The organism is Desulfotalea psychrophila LSv54, from assembly GCF_000025945.1.
GTDB classification, from domain to species: Bacteria; Desulfobacterota; Desulfobulbia; order Desulfobulbales; family Desulfocapsaceae; genus Desulfotalea; species Desulfotalea psychrophila.
Genome location: NC_006138.1, coordinates 677,387 through 698,613 on the forward strand (window position 1 = coordinate 677,387; position 21,227 = coordinate 698,613).

General features: G+C 46.6%; 19 protein-coding genes and 1 tRNA gene. 9 read left to right on the top strand and 11 right to left on the bottom strand.

All coding sequences use genetic code 11. The annotated features are described in order from the left end of the window. Positions 1–271: 271 nt before the first annotated feature. Positions 272–1,390 (top strand): glycosyltransferase family 4 protein, encoded by a 1,119-nt coding sequence (locus DP_RS03085; RefSeq protein WP_011187865.1) that lies wholly within the window; start codon positions 272–274, stop codon positions 1,388–1,390. A 293-nt stretch (positions 1,391–1,683) separates the two neighbouring features. Here DP_RS03085 and DP_RS03090 read toward each other — a convergent pair whose 3' ends face one another. Next, positions 1,684–2,523, bottom strand: a complete 840-nt coding sequence (locus DP_RS03090; RefSeq protein ID WP_156792194.1) for a M15 family metallopeptidase — start codon at positions 2,521–2,523, stop codon at positions 1,684–1,686. A 254-nt stretch (positions 2,524–2,777) separates the two neighbouring features. Here DP_RS03090 and DP_RS16560 point away from each other — a divergent pair, with 254 nt between their 5' ends. Further along, positions 2,778–3,314, top strand: a complete 537-nt coding sequence (locus DP_RS16560; RefSeq protein ID WP_011187867.1) for a DUF2062 domain-containing protein — start codon at positions 2,778–2,780, stop codon at positions 3,312–3,314. Positions 3,315–3,384: 70 nt separating this feature from the next. On the opposite strand, the gene DP_RS03100 is transcribed toward DP_RS16560, so the two are convergent. The 7 genes from DP_RS03100 to DP_RS03130 form a co-directional block, all read right to left on the bottom strand. Further along, entirely contained in the window at positions 3,385–5,196 is a 1,812-nt protein-coding gene (locus tag DP_RS03100) for a peptidase U32 family protein (RefSeq protein WP_011187868.1), read from the bottom strand. 16 nt (positions 5,197–5,212) lie between these two features. Beyond that, entirely contained in the window at positions 5,213–5,866 is a 654-nt protein-coding gene (locus DP_RS03105) for a lactate utilization protein (RefSeq protein WP_011187869.1), read from the bottom strand. A gap of 22 nt (positions 5,867–5,888) precedes the next feature. Next, positions 5,889–6,416 (bottom strand): DOMON-like domain-containing protein, encoded by a 528-nt coding sequence (locus DP_RS03110; RefSeq protein ID WP_011187870.1) that lies wholly within the window; start codon positions 6,414–6,416, stop codon positions 5,889–5,891. Between the two features lie 75 nt (positions 6,417–6,491). After that, a complete protein-coding gene (locus DP_RS03115) occupies positions 6,492–6,716 on the bottom strand; it encodes a hypothetical protein (RefSeq protein ID WP_011187871.1) in 225 nt (74 codons plus the stop codon). Further along, positions 6,716–8,026 (bottom strand): porin, encoded by a 1,311-nt coding sequence (locus tag DP_RS03120; RefSeq protein WP_011187872.1) that lies wholly within the window; start codon positions 8,024–8,026, stop codon positions 6,716–6,718. The genes DP_RS03115 and DP_RS03120 overlap by 1 nt, the downstream gene beginning before the upstream one ends. Before the next feature lie 95 nt (positions 8,027–8,121). After that, the gene (locus DP_RS03125) at positions 8,122–9,702 is read right to left on the bottom strand and encodes an MBL fold metallo-hydrolase RNA specificity domain-containing protein (protein ID WP_011187873.1); all 1,581 of its coding nucleotides are present in this window, start codon (positions 9,700–9,702) and stop codon (positions 8,122–8,124) included. A 32-nt stretch (positions 9,703–9,734) separates the two neighbouring features. Then, on the bottom strand, positions 9,735–10,595 hold the full coding sequence (locus tag DP_RS03130; protein WP_011187874.1) for a class I SAM-dependent methyltransferase: 861 nt from the start codon (positions 10,593–10,595) through the stop codon (positions 9,735–9,737). Between the two features lie 103 nt (positions 10,596–10,698). Between DP_RS03130 and DP_RS03135 the strand changes: the two genes are divergently transcribed. The 3 genes from DP_RS03135 to DP_RS03145 all read left to right on the top strand — a co-directional run bounded on the left by DP_RS03135 (position 10,699) and on the right by DP_RS03145 (position 15,321). Next, positions 10,699–11,475 (top strand): hypothetical protein, encoded by a 777-nt coding sequence (locus DP_RS03135; protein WP_041277572.1) that lies wholly within the window; start codon positions 10,699–10,701, stop codon positions 11,473–11,475. A 4-nt stretch (positions 11,476–11,479) separates the two neighbouring features. Then, positions 11,480–12,862, top strand: a complete 1,383-nt coding sequence (locus tag DP_RS03140; protein WP_156792195.1) for a putative bifunctional diguanylate cyclase/phosphodiesterase — start codon at positions 11,480–11,482, stop codon at positions 12,860–12,862. Between the two features lie 233 nt (positions 12,863–13,095). After that, on the top strand, positions 13,096–15,321 hold the full coding sequence (locus DP_RS03145; protein WP_011187877.1) for a bifunctional dihydroorotate dehydrogenase B NAD binding subunit/NADPH-dependent glutamate synthase: 2,226 nt from the start codon (positions 13,096–13,098) through the stop codon (positions 15,319–15,321). A gap of 124 nt (positions 15,322–15,445) precedes the next feature. Here the strand turns inward: DP_RS03145 and DP_RS03150 are convergent, their stop codons facing one another. The 3 genes from DP_RS03150 to DP_RS03160 form a co-directional block, all read right to left on the bottom strand. After that, a complete protein-coding gene (locus tag DP_RS03150; RefSeq protein ID WP_011187878.1) occupies positions 15,446–16,159 on the bottom strand; it encodes a zinc ribbon domain-containing protein in 714 nt (237 codons plus the stop codon). Positions 16,160–16,247: 88 nt separating this feature from the next. Further along, positions 16,248–17,072 (bottom strand): Nif3-like dinuclear metal center hexameric protein, encoded by an 825-nt coding sequence (locus DP_RS03155; protein ID WP_011187879.1) that lies wholly within the window; start codon positions 17,070–17,072, stop codon positions 16,248–16,250. Between the two features lie 262 nt (positions 17,073–17,334). Next, positions 17,335–17,411, bottom strand: a tRNA-Ile gene (locus DP_RS03160). Between the two features lie 231 nt (positions 17,412–17,642). Between DP_RS03160 and DP_RS03165 the strand changes: the two genes are divergently transcribed. From DP_RS03165 to DP_RS03180, 4 genes are read left to right on the top strand one after another with little or no spacing between them, the layout of a single operon-like run. Further along, complete coding sequence (locus DP_RS03165) at positions 17,643–18,710, top strand: AAA family ATPase (protein ID WP_011187880.1); 1,068 nt, start codon at positions 17,643–17,645, stop codon at positions 18,708–18,710. 22 nt (positions 18,711–18,732) lie between these two features. Further along, the gene (locus tag DP_RS03170; RefSeq protein WP_041277573.1) at positions 18,733–19,641 is read left to right on the top strand and encodes a DUF58 domain-containing protein; all 909 of its coding nucleotides are present in this window, start codon (positions 18,733–18,735) and stop codon (positions 19,639–19,641) included. Continuing rightward, complete coding sequence (locus DP_RS03175) at positions 19,638–20,237, top strand: DUF4381 family protein (protein ID WP_011187882.1); 600 nt, start codon at positions 19,638–19,640, stop codon at positions 20,235–20,237. The genes DP_RS03170 and DP_RS03175 overlap by 4 nt, the downstream gene beginning before the upstream one ends. Beyond that, positions 20,237–21,220: a vWA domain-containing protein gene (locus DP_RS03180; protein ID WP_041277574.1), complete on the top strand. Its 984-nt coding sequence runs from the start codon at positions 20,237–20,239 to the stop codon at positions 21,218–21,220. The genes DP_RS03175 and DP_RS03180 overlap by 1 nt, the downstream gene beginning before the upstream one ends. Positions 21,221–21,227: the final 7 nt, after the last annotated feature.

A 21,227-nucleotide genomic window follows, 5' to 3' on the forward strand; every position in this document is an offset into this window, starting at 1 on the left:
ATATCGGAGTCTGCACTTAGCTATCAGGGATGTCTGTAGTAAAGGAATTTCATCTGGCTCGGGGTCGGGACTACACCTTATTGAAAATTCAAATTTTCTCATCATTCCCGCAAAATTATATCAATATCATAGACCGCTGAACTCAGACAGGGGGGGCATTTCTCGTTCTTTTAGCTCTTCCCCACCTAAAATTCTGGCATCCCCGGGGCCTAAGTTGTTACACTCTCCCTAGAACTGTAACCGATGATCCCATAATCAATACCACTATCCTATGAAAATTATCTACTACATGCCCTTTAAGGCCCTGGATCATCCTACTCCGTCGGGAGATCTTATCATCGGCAGGGGAATTTTTGCCCATCTCTCAAAAGAGCATCAGCTAGAGGTGGCCAGCAGCCTACGGCTTCGCTGGCTATATCGCAGGCCTGGACTATGCTGGGCATGCCTACTGGAAATATTACGTATCACTCGAAAATACCGAAAGGAGAGCCCCGATATCTGGCTGAGCTATCATAGCTACTATAAGGCTCCCGACATTCTCGGCGCCCTCTGTAGCAGACGTTTAGGGATTCCCTATCTGCTCTTTCAGGGCATCTACTCTACCAAAAGGCGAAAAAAACTCTCCACCCTGCCCGGCTTTCTTCTCAACCGCTATGTCCTCAGACAGGCTAACCTTGTAATCACCAACAAGAGGCGAGATTACAAGAACCTGCGCCGTCTTCTCCCGGAGGATCGCCTCCTCTATATTGCCCCCGGTATCTATCCCGAGGCCTTTTACCCGGATGCCACCGCCAGAACTGCACTGCGCCAGAGCTGGGGGGTGCCAAGAGAGGGAAAGGTGATTATCAGCGCAGCCATGTTCCGCCCCGATGTAAAGAGCGAGGGAATAAAGAGGGTGATCGCCTCCATGATTACCCTCAAAGCAGCTGGAAAAAAATTTCTTTTGGTCCTCATTGGTGACGGCCTCTGTCGTGAGGAGCTGGAGGCCTATGCCCGGCCACTGGAGGATCAGGTCATCTTTATGGGCAGGATCGAGCGAAACGAGATCTATCGTTACTTCTCAGCAGCCGACCTCTTTATCTTTCCCGGTATCCACGAGGCGTTGGGAATGGTCTACCTTGAAGCCCAATCCTGCGGTCTACCGGTTATTGCTTACGGTGACTGGGGTGCGGGGGAGGCGGTCATTGATGGTGAAACAGGCCTGCTCTCATCTGCTCAGGAACCGGAACAGATGACCAACAACATCACCTATCTTCTAGAGCATGACGATATTCGCAGGAAAATGGGAAAAAATGCTCAGGCGCATATCCGCTGCCATCATGACATTGAGAAAAACTATGCCATCCTCTCCGAGACCTTGGAGAAATATCGAAAAGCGAGTGCATCGTGACCCTTAACTATTCGCTACATTTTCAAACATAGCCTCGCCCGAAAATTTAAACACCTATTGCCTTCTCTTTCCATTTTTAGAGCTTCCTATGCTGAGTAAATAGGAGTGAGGAATATGAGAAAAACATTCACCACTGGCAGCCGAGAACACAGAGTAAATCCGAGATAAAAAGAGTTGCTTCGTAGAGACTACTACAGTTTCTTGTCTCTCTCTGGTTAACTGTTTTTCGCTTTTCGCCACTTCGCTGCTACTGATAGCTGATAGCTTATGGCTGTAGTTCTCTCGCCGTTCCGCTAGACCTTCACATGCCAAGGTTCATAGCGTACGCCAAGGACATTATCTTTACCATAACGATAATTCACATAACCACGCTTAATCAGCTCCCTGTAGACATAACTTTCGATAAACTTTTCAGTGAAATTATCAGATCCATAACCACGCTGACCAACATCAAAATCACCCGTTGCATGAAATGAGTAACCCGGAGGGGCAAGAGAACGGGAGGCAAGAGAAAAATTGCCACCAAAGAGATATGCCTTGTGCAGAAAGAGGTAGAACTGTTTGGCCAGATTACGTACTCCGGAGGTTAGAATTAGCTCTTTGCCAATATCCTCTTTAACCCTTCTGTACTTGGCAAGAGCTGCCCCCTTAAAGAGAAAATTACCATTGCCTGGAAGCCTATAAAGGAGACTGCGTGTTATCTTGCCATCTAAATGGCTCATCGGCTTTTCCCCTAAAAAACCATACTCTTTGGCATCACGAAAGAAGATCTCTTCAAGAAAATTTTTTTCTATGGAGGAAAAGGCACCGATCTCAGGTCTATATTTAGCAAAACGATAACTCTCATCGAGACCAAGCAGACAAAAATTTCCGTGACCAACATAGTTCTGTATTTTATAAAGACGACCAATGATACTGGCAAGTAGGGGATAGCGTTTAGGGCTGAGAATAATATCTCCCGGGTAGGCAAGATCAGGATTTTTAAATTTTATAAGATGATCCTTGGCATCTCTATCATCTGTCCACAACCTTTCAAACTCTTTTTCGGCAACGGATTTCTCAGATAAAACGGAGCAAGAGGTTAGGTAAGATTTTTTGGGATGTTCCACCCTGATACAGGGCACACTTGCCATTAAATCTATGGGATCTACAACGAGAGCTAGTGCAAGATATTTTAAACATTCCCTTCTGTTCACGAGCTACCCTATTTTCATTTATTTATAAGTTTAATTTTACAACTTTTTCACATAAGATTTCAGCTGGCAATAAAATTTTACTCGCGAAAACTATTGTGATACGTTTAATTGTAGGCCAATCAGCTATTTTTACGCTACTATGATAAATAGTGGCACTGTTACACTACAATAGATAAGAAGTATTATAGAGTATGTCATTTATGCCCAAGATCTCTTTGCGTTTTTTGTTACGAATGCGGCCAATACTCCGTTGGCTGACAAAACTACGTAGTTCACCGCGAGCTATTGCCGGTGGTTTTGCCCTGGGCACATTCATTGCCTTTACCCCGACCCTGGGGGTGCAAATTATTCTCGCTATATTTTTTGCCACTCTCTTTAACTGTAATCGTGCAGCTGCAATTATTCCTGTCTGGTTAACCAATCCCGTGACTGTTGCCCCCATCTTCAGCTTTAATTACTATATTGGCCAACACATCTGGGGAGGCCCTCCAGTCTCTGAAGTATATGAACTCTTCTTGGGTATCGGTAGCACAATGGCGCAGTTGGATTTTTGGGGTTCAACCTTGCTTCTGCAAGAGGTTATTCAGTTGGGACCGCATCTTGTTATTCCCCTCTGCCTCGGCAGTTTCATTGTCGGATCTATCCTGACCATACTTGTTTATATTCCCATGCTCCGCATACTAACCTTTTTGGCTAGAAGAAAACGGGAAAAGAAGATCTTGTACTAGTTCGCCGCTAAAGAGTTGTTCTATTGGCTCAATCTTAACTGTAAGATTGAGCCGTAGAACAAAGGTCCTTTTAAGTGTCCTGCCTTCCCCTTAGTACCTTCATTTCACACTTTTTACAGTCAAAAATCAGAGTATACGCTTCCGTCTTATCATTGATAAAAAGAGGCTCTGCACTCTTTTCGCCCTGCCCTGAACAGAGGCCATACTGATTACGAACACAATATTTACAGTGCATAAGAGTGGTTATCTCTGTTCCTGTCTGAGAAAAAGAGTGGACACCATGTCGTTGATAAAAGGCCCGGGCCTTTTTATTGGTTATATTATCGTAGACTGTTACCTTATCGGTCAGCCAGGGGATATTATTAGGGACAAGGGGCAAGTCCTCTCGTTTATAGGAAAGGAGGCGTTGTTTAATATGAGTCTCAAAGGCTTGACGTCTTAGACCATTAAAGACCGCGGCTGTAACAAAGAGATTAGAAGCCAACTCAACCTCGAGTTGATTTACTTTGAAAATTGTTTCGCCCACTTTTAAGAGCTGACGTCTTGCCGTTTGTTCGCCAATACCCTCTTTTTGAGCGCGTAAGCGCTCGATTTTTTGTCGGGTCTCAGATTTCACCCCATCCTCATCGCAAATGCTTAAGCAAAGTTCCTCTCCCAGATCAACCAGCTTCAGTTGAACTCCAATCCGCCGACAGATACCACTCTGATCAAGGCCCTTATTAAAGAGCGGGTCAAGGTTACGATAGAGTTCCATCCCCACCTTAAGAGGGACAGCTCTGGCCAGATGCACGGTATTTCCTTCCACCCGATTCACCTGAAAGCCAAGCAGATCACCGCCTACTTTAAGGCAACAGCAGCCATCACCATTATGAAGAAGTTCCCCTCTCTCTACCTGAAAGGTTCTTTTACCAACCCCTGTTATCCTGCCGATAAACTGTCCCACCGACTTAGGCGTTTTTGTCGCCCCGGTCTTAGCTCTCTGCCCGCGCAGATAGTATTCGCCATGGCCCCGATTAAAAGAACGTTCCGGATCGGCTTGAAATGAGAATGAACAGCTTCCCGAAGAGGCAGGAACAAACTCAGGACGCCGGGCACATATCTCGTCGATCTGCTGTCGATAATGGGCGGTAACATTTTTCACATACTGCTCCCCCTTAAGCCGGCCTTCAATCTTCAGAGAGCTCACCCCCGCATCAAGCAGGTCTTCAACGCTGGAGGAGAGGTTGAGATCCTTTAAGGAGAGAACATATTCATCGGCCAGCAACTTGCCCCGACCATCTTTAAGCTGATATCTATGACGACAAAACTGGGCGCATTCACCACGATTACCGCTGCGACCGCAGATCACCTCGCTGATATAACACTGACCACTGTAGGAAACACAGAGGGCGCCGTGAATAAAACACTCCAGAGCAACATCGGTTTTTCGATGAATATCACGAATCGCCGTGAGAGAGAGCTCCCGAGCCAGGACAACCTGTTCAAATCCCACCCCTTGCAGAAAATCAACCTTTTCCGGGCTTCGATTATTACACTGGGTAGAGGCATGGAGGGCAATGGGAGGCAGGTCACATTCAAGCAGGCCCATATCCTGGATAATAAGTGCATCCACCCCCAGATCATAAAGCTGATAAATCTGCGCCACTGCGACATCCAGCTCATCATCAGCCAAGAGGGTATTGAGAGCAACATAGACCCGGGCAAAATAGCGATGGGCGTAGCGGACAAGCTGTTCAATATCGGCCAGGCTGTTACCGGCAGCCGACCTGGCGCCAAAGCTTGGCCCCCCAATATAAACAGCATCTGCACCATGATCTATTGCACTCTTTCCACACTGCAGGTCACGGGCGGGGGACAACAGCTCTATCTTTCTTCTAGTCAAAAATATACCTCGGGTTCTAAAAACCTAAATCTTCATTTACCAGAACAACAATGATCCGTTTTTTAGGGAATGATTTTTCATTGATAGCCCATGTATTACAAATGCGCTGAGAACTTTGACAATCTGCACACTCAGCCGTTGTTGCACAGGGTGTTTTCATGGAGAGACGCATGGCATTGATCGGGGCGACATACTCTTTAATGCGCTCCATGGCAGATTCAAGATCTTCGACAATCTTATTACGACCCACCACCACAACCACATACTTAGGGCCAAAGGAGAGGGCCGCAACCCGATTACCGATCATATCAAGATTTACCAGAGTTCCATCGGCCACCAGGGCATTGGTTCCGGTAAAAAAGATATCCACCAACAGAGACTTACGACGCACCTCTATTTTATCCTCCGCTGACTGCGCCGACAGATCGGAACGAAAAACACGAAGCTCCGTCGACTCACAGAGGGCATCATAGATACCTGTCTCTTTCAGGGTCATCGATCCGCCAAAACCCACAGTTTTTACGGCAAGCGGAGGCATAATTTCATTCATGACCAAATGTTTAGCATCAGCTACAGAGGCAGCAACATAGGCATCAAAGTTATTTCTGGCAAGATTTTCCTGCACAGCACGCAGACGAATAGTCCAATATTTATCAACGGAATTTTCCATATGTTTCTCCTTAAAAGAGGACTTAAATATTCAATAAAAATTTCTTCCGATTATGAAAATCGGGTGGTCCTTCCCCGTGTTCCAATGCCCAATAGCTACAGAGACCCTCTCTGTCCTGAAGAACAGCACAGGCAGCAATTTGCAGAGGATAATTGGGGAAAAGGATCTTGTCGAGGCAAAGATTACAGTGCAGGGTAAAAGAGTCTTCCGTCTGGTAGGTGGTAACAGAAACCTGCTCAATGCCAACTTCCTCCTGCATACCCCGGCGACACTCAGAAAAAGAGTAGATATTCCATTCCCCCATGGGAGAAACGTTCAGCTCCCAATAGGCAGGACTTTCCGGGCGAGCAATAAACACCTCAAAGCAGGTCTTGCGCCAAAGATCATGGCAGCGCCCCTGCTGTCCACCCTTGCCCATCTTTATCTGAGCGAGATCTCCCCGGAGCTGAAACCAAATAGAGATCGAATTTTGTTGTCTATAGATAGCCCCCCCGAGCTGGATACCTGCCAGGGGGCTTGTGGCATGGGGTCTTAAAGAAAAAATTTTCATAATTGTTTGATCGTCTGGTAAAAAAATCCGTATGGAGTCTCTCTATACGGACCTTATATTTTTATGGCGACAGCCTCACTCTTTTACGACTGACTCTTCTGCCACCCCTTTCTTCGCCAAGGCATTGCCAACCTCCTTCGCCCGGAGAATATGGTACTGACCCGCCTCCCCGGTAATTAGACCGGGAGTATCGGGTTTATTGTTGGTGTCCTGATAGCTATATTCCCTGCCCCCACATGCCTGCAAAAGAGAGAGGAGAAGGAGGAGACAGAAGAAATTGATACCATATGAGCCTTTCATTAAAATTGTAACCTCGCTCCACTCATAACAACATTGACGTTCTCATAGTCCGTGCTATCGGTCTCATACATATACTGCCTAAAGCCTATATAAAATTCCGTGCCCCAGTCGTTCACATTCTGCACCGCCGCAACTGACCAGGTCTTGGCCTTGCCACCCCTGAGGGGTTTACCGGCATTGTCATCAACATAAACATCATCATTTTGACTATAATCTACAGAGAGGGCAGTCTTGCCACAGGAAAAGAAATCCTTCTGGTAGCCAAGTTTGCCATAGATAAAGGTGGCATCATCATAGCCGGTATGGATAGACTTCTGCCGTCCTGCTGCCAGGGTAGTATTGAGGCCATTACTGAGAAGAACAGAGACCGAACCGTTGACGATTTTACCATCACTGCCGGGGGCCTGATAGGCCAGGGCCGCTGCCACCTTGGCTATCTCATAGTCACGGTTATAACGCAGGGTCAGATCATAGAAGTCATCGGCGGCAGCGGAAGTCGAGGCCATAAAACCGGCAAAAGCTGGGGTATCATAGCGGACGCGATTCTTACGACCACTGTCCATATCGGTAAAGACACTTCCTACACTTAAGGTGTCCTTCTTAATGAGATCCTTCACCCCATTATACCAGAGCTGGCCTGCTGCAATATCTGAGACAGAGGAATAGGCAATAAGGGAGGTGCCGGAGAGATCCACCTCTGAGGAGAGGTATGCGGCCATAGCACCCTTACCAATAGAGAACTTACCTAGGCGCTTATTATTAAAGAAAATATCGGCATGGCGCAGGAGGATCTCGTCAAAGCCCGATGTTTCAAACTGATTTACCTTGGATGATGGGCTGGAAATGAGGCCATACTCAAGCTTACCGCCCACGCTAAAATCATCGCTTACGGCAACACCAATATTGAGACCAATTCTAGACATGGAGTTGATATTATCAACAAAATAGCTCTTACTGGAGTTACCATTATCGGCAAAGAGGTAGGCCTTATTCAGCCAACCATAAACAGAGAGGTCGACATTAGCAAAACGAGTTTTTAAGGCTAAAGAATCCTCTGTCTCGGTGACGAGGGCCTTTATCTGGGTCTTATCAGCCTTTTTATCCACGGCCAGAGCAACTCCACCCATTCGCTTTTTCAAGTTTTCTATCTCTTGGGCCTGGACACTCAGCTGTTTTTGCTGCTGCTCAACGAGTTTTTTAAGTTCCAGAAACAGCTTGTCATCAACCTGAGCAGCCATGGCCGTTGAGGCCACCGACAAAATAAGCATGGAACCAATTGTCACCGCCATTCTTCCCATTGTTTTTTTCAAGCCTTCCTCCTGCTAAATAAGTATCTTAAGAGCTCTATCCTCCCATAAGTGAATCACAGAAAATAAGCCTTTGCAAGATTACCCTCGCAGCCCCGCTAAACGGGCATTCTCTCCCCCTTAAGAGGAATACTTACATCAAACCCCTCGCCTCGCAAATGTTCGGCAAAGGCCAGGGACTGCTCCACCTCTCCATGCACCAGAGCAATACTTTTAACATTGAGATTAGAATCCTTGAGTACCCGGGTCATCTCGTCACGATCACCATGACCACTGAGACCACCAAGACTGACCACATGGGCTCTAAGCGGATAGTCCTTACCATAAAATCGAACCATGGGCGCATCTCCCTGCCGACCACTCTCCGCATACTCCTTGCCCTTTTCATGAAGAAGGCGACCAAAGGTATTCTCCCCCATATAGCCGACAATAAGGACTGTATTTCGTTCATCATGAATTCTATGACGAAGATGATGCAGTATCCTGCCGCCCTCACACATTCCGGAACCGGCGAGGATAATATTAGAGAGGGGATCACGGTTGAGAGCCATTGACTCCTGAACATTATGGACAAAATGAAGGTGCTCAAAGCTGAAGGGACTCTGCCTCATCTCCAAAAAGCTCCGGTGGGTTGCCTCATCATAGTCTTCCGGATGCTCACCAAAGACGGTGGTCAGATTGGTGGCAAGGGGGCTATCTATATAGACAGGACGACGAGGAACCTCACCGTCTCGATAAAGCTCATGCAGAAAATAAATAAGCTCTTGGGTACGACCAAAGGCAAAACAGGGGATAAGTACGCTTCCCCCCCGTTCAAAGGTCTCTGTTAAGACCTTCTTCAACATCGGCTTCAGGGAGGCAACGGGTTCATGGAGGCGGTTACCGTAGGTACTCTCCATAAGACAGAGATCAATATTCCGATGCTCCGGGGCAAAGTTAAGAGTGGGATCCTTAATGATCGGCTTATCAAAACGGCCTAAATCACCACTGTACATGATGTTCTTCACCTGCCCCGATGGTGTCTTTCTTTGAATAATAGAGATGGCAGAGCCAAGAATATGCCCCGCCTCATACTGGGTGCAGGTGGTGTTCTTACCCACGGTAAAGGTAGTTTCATAGGGCATGCCCTTAAAAGCAGGAAGGCATCTGTCAACGGACTCCTGGCTATAGATGGGTCGAACTATTTCCAGGTTATTTTTTTGCGCTACCTCAATAATAAGACTGCGTTTACTCTGATAATCATCGGACTTAAGAATTCCCTGCATCTCCTTCAGTTCCGCCCGGGAAATATTCCCCGGATTATCACCCTGTTTTGCCTTTTCTAAAAATTTTTTTACCGTCTTATAGTTGAGGTAGGAACAGTCACCGGCCTGAATATTGGCCGAATCCCTGAGCAGGTAGGCACAGGCATCTGCCGTTGCCCGGGTGCAAAAAATATTTCCGGTAAAGCCCTGATCCGTCAACATGGGCAGGCGTCCGGAATGATCAATATGGGCATGAGAGAGAATAACATTACTGATAGTCTTGGGATCTACAAGAAAATGACGATTCTTCTCCTCACACTCCTTACGTCGCCCCTGATAGAGACCACAGTCGAGCAGAAGGGTATCATCTGAAGTTGTAATGGTATGAAAAGAACCGGTTACCTCTTGAGTTGCCCCATAAGCAGTCACATACATAGCTAGCTCCCTTTAAAAAATTCCCCCAACTATCATTCTAATTTTACATCAACACAAATACGATAGGTTCGAGGACCACAGTGCCCGCAGGCCGTGATATTGTGATAGAGAATTTTACGCCCAAGTTGCAGGGCAACTCCCTCTATAAATTCAAAAGACTTTTCAAATGAATCAACCAGTTGCATATCATAAAAGTGTACCCATCCCCGAGGAGAAAGTACAGGCAATAAAGAAGATAGAAAGGCTGCCCCGCTCTTAGGCAGAGGCATGATAATCCTATCAAAAGTTCCATGCTCTCCACCAAGCCAGCAAGAGATGTCCGCCTGATAAAATTTTATATTTTTCAGCTTTTTATTCAGACGAAAACTCTGCAGGGCATATTGATGGGCAGAGCTATTTTTCTCCACGGCAATGATCTCCTTTGCCCGGCTGTGCTGGGAAATAACCAATGGGTAAGGCCCCACCCCGGAAAAGGGCACTAGTATCCGTTCTCCATCTGCAACCATTCGGGCAATGCGCAGTCGTTCGCCACCACTACGTACCGAATAATATGCCTGAGCCAGATCAAGGCTAAGACGCACCCCGGACTCACGCAACTCCGTCACCGTTCGCTCTTCACCGGCAAGGACCTGAAGGGGAAGAAGACGAAATTCACCATCATAGTTCCCCGCCCGTTTGGCCACCACCGAAACATGGGGATGATTTTCTAAGATCTTTTCAGCAATAAGCGACTGCCAGGGCTGACAGGAATCAGGGATAATAATCACTGCAATATCACCGACAATATCATAGGAACCAACGAGTTCGGCAAAGGCCTGCTCGGGAAGCAGTCCATTAAGTAATTTCTTAAGAGGAAGAGTCATAATTGTTTGATTTTCAAGGATATCCGCCACACCACCTCAATAAATGGTCAGCAATTTGCTTTTGAATGTGAGATAAAATAGAATTATATTATCTTGTTTAACCTAAAAACTTATGTTTAAAAACAGATATGTAATGAAAGATAAAAAAGCGGACACAACAATTATCTCCATGCTAAAAAATAACAAGGCCACCGGCATTCTCTTGGTGATTTTTGTAATTCTGCCCCTTGCTATGAGCCAATATTATCTCTCTAGCTCTCTACACAGACAGCAACAGGAGCTACTGGATCACGAGGCAAAGGTGCTCTGCCAGTTCTTTGTCGGCCGCTGTAATGCCTTTCCTTATCATCCGATAGTTGTTGGCTATTTAATCCCCCCCCCTCAAGACAACGACACCTTTAAAAAATTTTATCCCAGGCAATATAACTCTGCCCTGGATCAGGTCTACAATAACATCACCCTGCAAGATGAAGATCTCAGCCCGAAAGAAAATCCTCTCTTAGGAAAACCTTTAGCTTTCAAAGAATCAGGCAAAAAGATAGACAATCATTTGCATATCGCCACATACCTACCTGTTTATATTGAAGGGTCTGCAAGAGGAAGCCTTCTCGGAGAAATTAATCTTAATGAGTTACTCGAACTATTCTTTAACAACAGCCAGATAAGCCTCAAAAAAAAACCGCCAACTGATCCTGATATCCTCTACTCTCCCATCAAAAATACAGATTTTTACCTCACAAAAAAACAAACCCGCAGCAACCTGCAGGTAATGCTTACCTCACCCCTACTTTTAATCGCTGTTTTTTTATTTATTATGATGATGCTGGCAGGAACACTCCATAGATTACAGCGTAACTTTGTCTCTCGCTCCCAGAAAAAATACCTCAGCCTGGGCCGAAAAGCATTCTAAAGAGTTGCAAAAAGAAATTCACAAACGGCAAACAAGCGAGGAAGAGTTAAACTATAAGGTAAATTTTGATTCGACAACACGACTTCCCAACAAAACAATGGCCTACGCTATTCTCTGTGAAAAGATAGCAGAGGCCCAAAAGACAAATCAGCGGCTCTATGTACTCTCCGTAGATCTGGCCAACTTCAAAAAGGTTAACAAGGGCTTAGGCCATGACGGGGGCGAACATCTCCTGGAAATTGCCGCAGAAAGGATTGTGCGGGCAAGCGGTCCCAATAGTACGGTGGCCAGACTTCGGGGAGACGAATTTCTCGTCAGCAATTTTGAAGATAGCGAAACATCCTCCCTTGCCGAAAGCACGGCAAAAAATATATTGGAAGAACTACAAAAACCATTTTTTATCCAACAGATAGATTTTTATCTTGGGGCCTGTATTGGTGTATCACTTTACCCTCGCGACAGCTCTAAGGCAGATAAGCTGATGCGTTATGCAGACCTTGCCATGTACCGGGCAAAGGAAAAAGGACAGAATATATTTTGCTTTTACAGCCAGTCTCTTAGCCATATAATTTCTCGTAAACAGATGCTTGAGCAACATCTGCATAAGGCCATTAGCAGAGATGAACTCACCCTCTACTACCAACCATTTATCAAACTTGGTAAAGAATTAAAAATTGTTGGAGCCGAGGCATTACTCCGTTGGAACAACAAAACCTTCGAAGATATTACTGCCACAGAACTTATAGCTGTGGCAGAGGAGACAGGGCTCATCGTACCCATAGGGGAGTGGGTTCTACAAAAGGCGACTGCTGATATTGCCAGCATCAATCCACCGAGATCATTTCGTATTGCCCTCAATCTCTCTGCCCAACAATTTCACAATCCAAACCAGCTCCAAACGGCAATACTAACCGCCCTCAGGGAGAGTGGCCTCCAGCCAGATCAACTGGAGTTGGAAATAACAGAAAATAATTTACTTAATCTGGGAGCAAAAACTATTCACCTGCTCCAGTGGATCAAACAATTGGGCATTCGCCTTTCCATTGATGATTTCGGCACAGGTTATTCCTCCCTCCACTACCTGCAAAAACAAAACTTTGACCTCCTTAAAATTGATAAAAGCTTTATCAAAGATATACATCTTAAAAAATCAAATCGTGTCTTAGTCGATGCCATCTTTGCCATGAGCAAGACCCTTGGTATCGAGGTCATTGCCGAGGGCATCGAATCCAAAGCAGAAGAGGAGTTCCTTCGCCAACAGAATTATGGACTAGCCCAGGGTTTTCGCTATAGCAGACCTGTCCCACTAGAGCCGTTTAAAATTCTCCTCGATCAACAAAAGGAGAGAGGGTATGTCCGTTTTCCCAGCAGTAAAGACGCCCCCTAGCAATAACATCCATAATCTTTATCTCTCCAGTTGCGCCTGCTCATTGAATCTCCTCTTATTTTTATTTACATAATAAGAGCGCAGAAAAATAAATAATCCAGTAAAGATAACATTATTCATGTATATGCAATATAGGACAGAATGATCCACAAGAATATCTTGGATTATTCTGCCTATTCTGCTAATTTACCAGTACACTTTCGTACTGTAAAATTGACTAACAGGATAAAGATATGTTTGAGATCGTAGAAAACAGCATCATCGCCCCTAATGTTCACCGCCTTATCATCAAAGCTCCTCGAGTGGCAAAATCCCGTAAGCCGGGACAATTTGTTATCGTCCATGAAGAGGGTGGCGAACGCATTCCCCTTACCATTGCCGACGAGAACATTGAAAACGGTACAATCACCTTAATTATTCAAGCCGTTGGCGAGGGCACCAAGCAAATTGTCAGCAAGCAGGCCGGAGAATTTATCCGTGACATTGCCGGCCCCCTTGGTAAGGCTTCAGAAATTGAAAAAGTCGGTAAGGTGGTCTGTATTGGTGGCGGGGTAGGTACCGCTGTACTCTTTCCCCTGGCCAAGGCCCTTGCCGCAGCAGGCAATGATCTGACAACCATCATCGGTGGTCGTTCAGAGTCCTTTGTCATTCTCAAAGACGAGCTCGCCGTATTTTCTACTCAACTAAAGATAACCACGGAAGATGGTTCTCTCGGTGATAAGGGCTTTGTTACCGGCCCCCTCGCTGAAATACTTGAAGACGAGACCAGACGCCCAGAGATTATCTATGCCATCGGCCCCGTTCCTATGATGGCGGCCATCTGTGAACAGACCCGTCCCTACGGCGTCAAGACCATTGTCAGCCTCAATCCTATTATGGTAGACGGCACAGGCATGTGTGGCGGTTGTCGGGTAACCGTCGCCAACAAGGTAAAATTTGCCTGCGTCGACGGCCCTGAATTTGACGGTCATGAGGTTGACTTTAAAGAGCTTGCTGCCAGACAGCGCCAGTATGTCGGCCACGACCACGATCGCCATAAATGTCGCATGGACGCAGTAAAGATAGAGACAATCAGCATAAAAGAACGCATGGCAATTCCCCGGGCCCATATGCCCGAGCAGGACGCCAAGATCAGGGCAACCAACTTCACTGAGGTAAATCTGGGGATCTCTGAAGAGGTGGCCATCCGTGAGGCCCAACGCTGCCTTAACTGCAAGACCCGTCCCTGTGTCTCCGGTTGTCCCGTCGGTGTCCGTATCCCTGAATACCTGCAGGAAGTTGCCAAGGGCGATTTCGCCGCAGCTGCCAAGATACTCCGTGAAGACAACGCCCTGCCCGCCACCACCGGCCGGGTCTGCCCACAGGAATCTCAATGCGAGCAGAAATGTGTTCGGGGTAAAAAGGGCGATGCCGTTGCCCTCGGTTGGCTGGAACGCTTTGTCGCTGACTGGGCTGCCCAAAACCTTAAACCCGAAGTACCCTGCATAGAGAAGACGGGGAAAAAGGTCGCCATTATCGGCAGTGGTCCCGGAGGTCTGACCGCCGCCGGAGAACTTGCCCGTAGGGGGCACGATGTCACAGTTTTTGAGGCATTACATACCGCCGGTGGTGTACTTCGTTATGGTATTCCTGAGTTTCGTCTGCCAAAAAATATTGTCGATCACGAGGTGGAAAACCTTGTCGCCCTCGGGGTTAAGTTTGAATTCAACGTCATCATTGGCCAAACCCTGACTATTAAGGAGATAATGGCAGAATTTGACAGCTGTTTTATCGCCAACGGTGCCGGACTGCCTATCTTCCTCAATTTACCAGGTGAAAACCTCAACGGTGTCTACTCGTCAAACGAATACCTCACCCGGGTAAACCTGATGAACGCCTATAAGAAGGGCAGTGCAACTCCAATTGTCACTGGTCCTACCACCGTCGTCTTTGGTGGTGGCAACACAGCCATGGATTCAGCCAGAACAGCTAAACGCATGGGCAGTGAACGAGTAATCCTTGCCTATCGCCGTGGCCGTGACGAGATGCCTGCCCGTCTGGAAGAGGTCATTCATGCGGAACAGGAGGGTATCGAGTTCATGTTCCTGGTCGCACCTCTTTCTATTGGTGGCACCGAAGATGGCTGGGTGGAAAATGTTCACCTGCAAAAAATGGAACTTGGCGAACCAGATGCCTCGGGCAGAAGACGCCCTGTTGCCATAGAGGGAAGTGAATTTAAAGTAGAGGCTGATATTGTTATCATGTCCATCGGTACCACCTCAAATCCACTCCTCACCTCCACATGTCCTGAGCTGGAACTCAACAAGTGGGGTAATATTGTGGTGGACGAAAAGCAGATGAGCTCCATGCAGGGTGTCTTTGCCGGGGGCGATATCGTCCGAGGCGGCGCCACTGTTATCCTCGCCATGGGCGATGGTAAAAATGCAGCTCAGTCCATTCATGATTATCTACAAAAATAGATAATCATCAATTTGGAGCCATTTTTAATGGCTCCAAATTGATTCTGCAAAACACAAAAAAAGGGTCAAACTCTCATGGAGAGTTTGACCCTTTTTTATTAAAACTAATTTTCCGGTAAGAAAATTATAGTGCCTCTGGCTCGTGATACATAATACGATTACAGATGGGACAATCAAACATCAGATCACCACGAAGTAACATATTATAGCGTTGAGGTGGAATAGCCATATAACAACCCTGACAAACACCATCAAGCACATTCACCATGGCCAGGCCATTGCGACGTTCGCGCAATATTTCATATTTTTTCAACAGAGATGCTTCAATAGTCGAAGCCTGTTTTTTTCTTTTCTCTGAGCTGCTCTGCTTTTGTTTGTTGATCTTTTCGATGGCAAGACGAACCTTTTCAGTTTCCTCTGCAACCAACTTCTTCTCACCGCGAAGAAGATTTTTTTCGGTTTTCATTTCGGCAGCAACGGACTCAGACTCTTCCATTATGGCAATAATCTTAATCTCATTTTCTTTTGCTGCCTTCTTAGCGTCTTCAATCTCTTTAAGAAGAGCAGTTTGCTCACGACCGGTCTGAACCTGCATCATCTTAGCCTGACGCTCGCGGACATGGCTCACCTTTTCTTCCATTTCAAGCTCAAGAGTTTTAATCTCACTCTTTTTGCCATTAACGGCTGAATCAAGACTTTTGATCAACTCTTCCTTATCAGCAAGTGCCTGAATACGTGAATCCAATGCCTCCTGAACAGATTCAATTTGGCCATCAATTTTATCAATCCCAAGATCAATTTCTTGCAACACGACTAGTTGTTCTATATTCTCATTCAAGACCTACTCTCCTATGGAAAACGTTTAAACTCTATCTTTTCTTACAATTATTTTTTTATAATTCGTCCCAGGGACGAAACACACAATATCAGCGAAAAAAATCGGTGGAAACTGTAACAAAGGGATTCTTCTCGGTAACTGTTTCAAACACCTCTATATTCCAACCCGACAGCCCTGCTGCCCGTCGTAAACTATTTGCCATCAAGGATACAGCAAATTGCTCCGTTGCATAATGGCCTGCATCAACAAGGCAAAAAGAGCACTCTTCAGCCCAGCGGGCAACATCATGCTTTATCTCCGCCGTGATATAGACATCAGCTCCAGCCCTATAGGCCTTCTCGGCAAAACCGGAACCGCTTCCTCCACAGAGGGCCACCCGAGCAACTCGCTTCGGTACAGAACCTGCTACCTGGACACTGAGCACCGACAGTCTTTCCAGAAGAAGATCACAAAAATCCTCCCAGAGAAGGGGAGTAGAAAATTCAGCAAGACAGCCAAGACCTGTACCCTCAATTCCCTCACTACTGGGGAGAAGAGGACAACATTTTTCCAAACCAAGGGCTATGGCCAGAGCCTGGCTCACGCCTGAGGCGGCACTATCAAGATTAGTATGACTGGCAATAAGGGAAATTTTATGAAGTAGGGCTTGTTCGATAATAATTCCAACGGGAGTGGAAGTATCAATTGCAGAGAGGGGATGAAAGATAACTGGATGATGGGTGATAACCGTATCAGCTCCAAGCTCTATGGCTTCGGCCAAAAGAGAGGTGGTCGGGTCAAGCCCCACCAATACCCGCTTAACCTGTCGCTCTTTATCACCGACAAGCAGGCCGACATTATCCCAGGACTCTGCGAGGGATTTAGGGGCATCACCCTCTATACTTTCGAGTATATCTTTTATATAAATAGACATAACTTATTGAAAACAAGATGCATATACACAGGGGATAAAAAAAAGGTACAACCCTTAGGCTGTACCTTAATCACCAAATCCACATCGAATCCTGAAGATTCAATCTTTTTTTTCGGAAGTCGAGTAGTGACTCCCTCTCGTATATTTTCGTGCATCTCTACCAGAATAATTTCGAGATCCAAGTATATTTCAATATTTCACCTGACCCCAAAACACTCAAAGAGCATTTCAAAATCAAGACACGTTTTCTTGCATTAAACATTGGTGGGCGCAGTAGGATTCGAACCTACGACCGACCGGTTATGAGCCGGTGGCTCTGACCAACTGAGCTATGCGCCCGCTGAGCAATGCTGAGCTTCACTATAAAAACCCAATAAGCTAAATATGTCAACTAAAAAAAGCCAAGCCCCCGGGTAAATGAAATTCACCGGACAGAGTTTTTTGCCCGGGACTAGCCCCTCATTACAATGCTGTAATCTTTATTAAAGCTCGAGGTAATCTGCATCTACTATGCTAGTATAGGAAATCATTAGGCATCAATTAGATTAAAAAAATTTTCTGAGGAAGAATATGTTCGGCAAAAAAATAACTCCCACAGCCCCCCCTGGTAGAACAAAAGGGCAGGTACCGCAGCAACAGATGGGCACCGAGGATGTTTATCAAAAGGTGCAGAAGATTAGCCAGGAGGTAGAAAACGCCTCCCGTTGGGTCGATCCACTGCAAAAAGAGATTGCCAAGGTTATCATTGGCCAGGAACATTTAATCAGATCTCTTATTATTGGTCTCCTCACAGGCGGACATATTCTTCTAGAGGGACTTCCGGGGCTGGCTAAAACCCTGGCCGTAAAAACTCTGGCTAAAGCCATTCAGGTAGATTTCCGCCGTATTCAATTTACCCCGGATATGCTGCCGGCTGATATCATCGGTACCGAAATATACAATCCGCAACAGACAAGCTTTGAAACAAAACAGGGTCCTATCTTTTCTTCACTGATCCTTACCGATGAAATAAACCGGGCCCCGGCCAAGGTACAATCCGCCCTCCTGGAGGCAATGGAAGAGGGGCAGGTAACCATCGGCGATACCACCTTTCCCCTGCCAGAACTCTTTTTGGTACTGGCAACCCAAAACCCCGTCGATCAGGAGGGCACCTATCCGCTGCCCGAAGCCCAAATCGATAGGTTTATGCTTAAAATCGTCGTTGACTACCCAAGCTTTGAAGAAGAGTTACAACTTATCAACAGCCTTGAGGACACACCCACTCCACTCATACCTATTATCACCAGTGATGATATCTTTTCCGCCCGCAGGGTTCTGGGCCAGATCTATATGGATGAGAAGATTAAAAGGTATATCGTTTCGCTGGTCTATGCTACCCGCGAGCCCCGAAATTTTGGACTCGATCTCCACAACTATATAGAGATCGGTGCCTCCCCCCGGGCAACCATCAACCTGGCAACTGTTGCTAAAGCCCTAGCCTTTTTGGGGCATAGGGGCTATGTCACCCCCGACGACGTCAAGGAGGCAGCCATGGATGTAATGCGACATCGTCTGCGTATCTCCTATGAGGCAGAGGCCGAGGGAATCAGCAGCGAAGATATTATTCGTAAAATTCTTGACACCATTCCCGTACCCTAAGCCCTTCAACAGGTCAACCAGCATGGAAAAAGAGATCACACGCAATATTCTGAAAAAAGTTCGCCAGATAGAAATTCGCACCAACAGGTTAGTAAACGATAGTCTGGCAGGAAACTACCACTCTGTATTTAAGGGCCGGGGTATGAACTTTGATGAGGTGCGGGAGTATGTCCCAGGCGATGATATTCGCAGTATCGACTGGAATGTTACCGCCCGGACAGGCGTTGCCCATATAAAAAAATTCTCTGAAGAGCGGGAGTTGACCATTATGCTCATGATCGACATCAGCAAATCGGGAGATTTTGGTTCAGGTGAGTCAAGCAAACGAGAAATGATTGCAGAGTTGGCCTCCGTCCTCGCCTTCTCTGCCATCAAGAATAACGACAAGGTGGGGCTTATTCTCTTTACCGATGAAATTGAACTCTACATACCCGCCAAAAAGGGTCGTTCCCATATTCTCAGGGTAATTCAGGAGATACTTTTTTTTAAAGCCAAGGGCGTTCGCACCAATTTGCAAACACCTCTGAACTTTATTAACAGCGTCTGTAAAAAAAAATGTGTCGTCTTTCTCCTCTCTGACTTTTCTCTCACCTCAACCGATGATATTTCAACTCTTCAACCAAGCCTTAAAATAGCCAATAAGTATCATGACCTCATTGCCATCCTCATCAGTGATCCCAACGAACGTCAGCTCCCCAACCTTGGATGGATCTGCCTGGAAGATGCAGAAACAGGAGAACAGATAGAAATTGACAGTTCAAACCCCAGAGTTAGAGAGGAGTATAACAATCTTATCCTCGCCCGCCTACGATCGATACAGCAGTCCATTCGCTCCAGTGGCATTGACCTCCTTGACCTCTTAACCAATGAACCCTACCTGCCTAAACTCCTCCACTTTTTCGGAATGAGAAGGGAGCGCCGTAGCCGATGAAAGTCCTCCTCTTTACCATTGCCATAGCGATTGGATTCAATCCAATAAATATTTTTGCCGCTGTCCAGGCTCCACTGCAACTCTCTTCGCAGGCGGCTGTTCAGGCTGATATCGAAGATATTATCGGTCCCGTGCTGCTACCGACCTCCTGGCCATGGGGCACCACTGCTATCATAGGCATGGTCATCCTCCTCGCCACCCTTTTGTCTATCTATCTGTATAGAAGGGGACGAAAAAAGAGCGTAGAGTCCGCAGCTGAAATAGCCTTAAAGAAGATCAACCTTTTAGACGAACCGGAAACACGCAGATATCTGGAGGCAATTTCAAACATACTCAGACAGTATATTGAAACCCAAATGGGTATACGCTCCACCAAACAGACCACCAAAGAATTTCTCAACTCCATCGAGATTCTTCAAAACCCAGAGACCACCTCGCTCCTCCATGACCAGGATCTCAAAAGATATCTGCAGATATTTGACCAGGCAAAATTTGCCCATCAACTTCCGCAGCAAGCTGATATGCCTCTTATTAAAAACGCCATCGTTGCATTTATTAATGAAACAGCGACCAACAGCCAGAAGGAGGCAATGTGATGCGTTTTGTTCATCCTGAATTTTTATGGCTCCTTCTCCTCCTGCCCCTGCTCGCTTTTTTTCGGGGCAAACAGGGTCCCGGGCCGGCCCTGATCTTTTCCAGTACCGCCCTTATCGGCCAACTCTCCTCGGTACGCAAGAACTATCGAGGCAAGATTGCCCTCTTCCTGCGCTTGCTCACCCTTGCCCTGATTATCTGTGCCCTGGCCAGACCCCAGTTGGGAAACACCACCCGGGAAATAAAGAGCAGCGGTATCGATATCCTTCTTGCCGTCGACGTCTCCGGCTCCATGCAGGCAATGGACTTTACCCTGAACGGCAAACGAACCAATCGCCTGGAGGTTGTCAAAGATGTTATGGCCAAGTTCATCAGCCAACGCCCCAATGACAGTATAGGCCTGGTGGCATTTGCCGGGCGCCCCTATGTGGTTTGCCCACCGACACTTGACCATAACTGGCTCACCCTTCGCCTCCACTCCCTCTCCATAGGCATGATAGAAGATGGTACAGCCATCGGCTCTGCCATCGGCACCGGCGTCAATAGACTGAGAGAGAAGAAATCTCCGTCACAAATTATTATCCTCCTCACCGATGGAATAAACAATGCCGGTAAGGTACCTCCCCTTATTGCCGCTGAGGCCGCCAAAAGCTTTAAGGTTAAGGTCTATACCATCGGCGCAGGTACCCGGGGAGAGGCACCCATCCCTATCACCGATGCCTTCGGGCGCAGACAACTTGTCCGGGCTCGGGTGGATATTGATGATAAGACACTGAGCAAGGTTGCCCAAATAACAGGGGCACGATACTTTCGGGCAACGGACACAGAGTCTCTTGAGAAGGTCTACGCCGAAATCAACAGCATGGAAACCACCAGCAGAAGCATGAAGAAGTTTGAAAACTATCAGGAGCTGTTTCCCTTCCTGATAATGTTCAGCCTCATCCTCCTCTGCTTTGAGATATCTAACAAAAGAAGACTCCCTTAATTGGACA

What these genes read in the sequence shown, in the direction of transcription:
- DP_RS03085 (WP_011187865.1), top strand. Translation starts at nt 272, where the DNA reads ATGAAAATTATCTACTACATGCCCTTTAAGGCCCTGGATCATCCTACT.
- DP_RS03090 (WP_156792194.1), bottom strand. Translation starts at nt 2,523, where the DNA reads ATGGCAAGTGTGCCCTGTATCAGGGTGGAACATCCCAAAAAATCTTAC.
- DP_RS16560 (WP_011187867.1), top strand. Translation starts at nt 2,778, where the DNA reads ATGTCATTTATGCCCAAGATCTCTTTGCGTTTTTTGTTACGAATGCGG.
- DP_RS03105 (WP_011187869.1), bottom strand. Translation starts at nt 5,866, where the DNA reads ATGGAAAATTCCGTTGATAAATATTGGACTATTCGTCTGCGTGCTGTG.
- DP_RS03110 (WP_011187870.1), bottom strand. Translation starts at nt 6,416, where the DNA reads ATGAAAATTTTTTCTTTAAGACCCCATGCCACAAGCCCCCTGGCAGGT.
- DP_RS03115 (WP_011187871.1), bottom strand. Translation starts at nt 6,716, where the DNA reads ATGAAAGGCTCATATGGTATCAATTTCTTCTGTCTCCTCCTTCTCCTC.
- DP_RS03125 (WP_011187873.1), bottom strand. Translation starts at nt 9,702, where the DNA reads ATGTATGTGACTGCTTATGGGGCAACTCAAGAGGTAACCGGTTCTTTT.
- DP_RS03135 (WP_041277572.1), top strand. Translation starts at nt 10,699, where the DNA reads ATGAAAGATAAAAAAGCGGACACAACAATTATCTCCATGCTAAAAAAT.
- DP_RS03145 (WP_011187877.1), top strand. Translation starts at nt 13,096, where the DNA reads ATGTTTGAGATCGTAGAAAACAGCATCATCGCCCCTAATGTTCACCGC.
- DP_RS03155 (WP_011187879.1), bottom strand. Translation starts at nt 17,072, where the DNA reads ATGTCTATTTATATAAAAGATATACTCGAAAGTATAGAGGGTGATGCC.
- DP_RS03165 (WP_011187880.1), top strand. Translation starts at nt 17,643, where the DNA reads ATGTTCGGCAAAAAAATAACTCCCACAGCCCCCCCTGGTAGAACAAAA.
- DP_RS03170 (WP_041277573.1), top strand. Translation starts at nt 18,733, where the DNA reads ATGGAAAAAGAGATCACACGCAATATTCTGAAAAAAGTTCGCCAGATA.
- DP_RS03175 (WP_011187882.1), top strand. Translation starts at nt 19,638, where the DNA reads ATGAAAGTCCTCCTCTTTACCATTGCCATAGCGATTGGATTCAATCCA.
- DP_RS03180 (WP_041277574.1), top strand. Translation starts at nt 20,237, where the DNA reads ATGCGTTTTGTTCATCCTGAATTTTTATGGCTCCTTCTCCTCCTGCCC.